At 60.3% G+C, this 1,860-nt stretch carries 2 protein-coding genes; both read right to left on the bottom strand.

Annotated elements, in window-relative coordinates:
• Window positions 1–73 precede the first annotated feature (73 nt).
• Entirely contained in the window at window positions 74–346 is a 273-nt protein-coding gene (locus tag K0F85_RS28235; RefSeq protein WP_219119118.1) for a hypothetical protein, read from the bottom strand.
• Window positions 343–1,833, bottom strand: a complete 1,491-nt coding sequence (locus K0F85_RS28230; protein WP_219119117.1) for a hypothetical protein — start codon at window positions 1,831–1,833, stop codon at window positions 343–345. The genes K0F85_RS28235 and K0F85_RS28230 overlap by 4 nt, the downstream gene beginning before the upstream one ends.
• Window positions 1,834–1,860 lie beyond the last annotated feature (27 nt).

Genomic DNA, 1,860 nt, shown 5'->3' with positions numbered 1-1,860 from the left:
CAGTGCAGCAAATTCGCATTGCTGCTAACTGTCAACTCGTTCACCCCATTAAATGTTTGCAGTCCGAAATTACTCATTTGACCAGTAGCGCAACCACGCGCCCCCAATTGAGGTCGTCAAAGGTAAATCGCGGATATCCCAATGCGTTGTCATAGGTCATTCCTGCTACATTCCGGCCAACCAGATTGATGGAAAATCCGCGCCAATCACCGCCCATATCGGGAAATGTAAACACGGCACCTGCATGCGGCACTTCAAATATGCCCAGGCACACGCCGCCAGCCGCCAAATATGAATCAAATACGACATGTTCATCAGCATCTAAAACTTGTAACCCGTAATTCATTTCAGACGCCCCAGTAATACGCGACGCTTATTGTTCTCGTCGAATACTTGAATTGTCTCGCCAGCAATTTCAATGCGACCTCCCGTGTCCCGACTGCGAAGCAAGCCGACCGTGCCAGTAACAGCCGACAGCTGTCCTGAAAAGGAGGCCTTACCGTTTTCTATCAACAATCCAGGCATGGATACATATCCCCCACTCCCTAATTCGACGTAACCGCCAGTGCGTGCATTGCCGAGCAAAAGCCCTCGCTCACTGAGGTGAAAGCCAGTCCCGCCGTTTGTGGGCCAATCGTAGACGTTGGTGGGGTAGCCCGGCCCACCGTGCAGCGTAGTGCCGTACAGATCGCCAGCAGTCACCTCGCCCAGATTCGCCTTGATCGACGACAGCTTGTCCACCGACAGCGCTTTGGCCGCCACCGACCCATCCACCAGTAGATTGCCATTCAGCACCGTACCAAGCACCAGCCATGCGCCGTTGTCAAAATATTTCGTCACCACATGCGTGGCGTCATACAGCGTGACCACGTCCCGGTTGATCGGCGCGCCATAGCCTGCGTGGCCAAGCTCATACACAGCCGACGCATCCGACCAGGTGGAATAGCCGGGCGCGGTAATCGTCACCGTGCCACGCTGGCCGGTGGCGCCGTCGGCGGCCAGGCGCGCGGCTGCGGCCCACTCTCCTGCCTGAATATCGTCGGTCGCCGTGCGCGATGCGGCCGTGGCGCCGGACGTGAACAGATAAGCGCCACCCGCCGTCGGCACCTGCGTCGACCAGCCGTTGTTCAGGCCCACCAATGCGCCTGTAGCAAACGTGAACGTGCATGCCGCGCTCGGCAGCGCCGGCGCAATATTGGTGGCGCCACGCTGGTAGATGCGCACGGGTGCCACGTTCAAGCCATCCACACCATTTGCGCCGTTGCTACCGTTTGCGCCTGCAGCGCCATTCGTACCAGCTGCGCCGTCCATGCCGTCCTTGGCCAGCTGCACGGCCCCCGCCCACTCATTGGCGGCAATACCGTCCGTGGCATTGCGCGAGCTGGCGGCCGCCACACGCACGTACAGCGGCGCCGTGCCTGCCGGGATATTCTTCGACCAGCCGTTGGCCAGGTCGTTGCCGGCCGGCGTCGTGATGCTGGCCGTGGCAAAGGTAAAGATCACGTCACCCGGCGAATCCGCAGGCGCCACAGCCACGCGCTTGTAGGCGAAGGCCTGGCCCGTGTTCAAACCGGCCAGGCCCGGCTCACCGGTGACGCCATCGAAGACCTTGCTGATCATGTAGTTGCCGATATAGTCGACGCCGAATTCGCGGATGCGGGCCTGCACCAGGGCCGTATCCGTGGTCATGGTGGCGAAATCTACCGTGGCCACGTTGCCGTTGACGGTCATCTGCGTGCCGGCAGACACCGAAAACACGATATCGCCCACCACATTCACCGGCTTGGCGGTGATGGCAATCGAGCCGGGAGCGCCGGCGCCGTCGCTGTTCACGCGGAAAACAGGTGTGCTGCCAGCCAG

Source organism: Janthinobacterium sp. UMAB-56, from assembly GCF_900095265.1.
Taxonomy (GTDB): Bacteria; Pseudomonadota; Gammaproteobacteria; order Burkholderiales; family Burkholderiaceae_D; genus Janthinobacterium.
The sequence above is the reverse complement of the archived record's forward strand: the minus strand, read 5'-3'. Positions and strand labels throughout refer to the sequence as shown.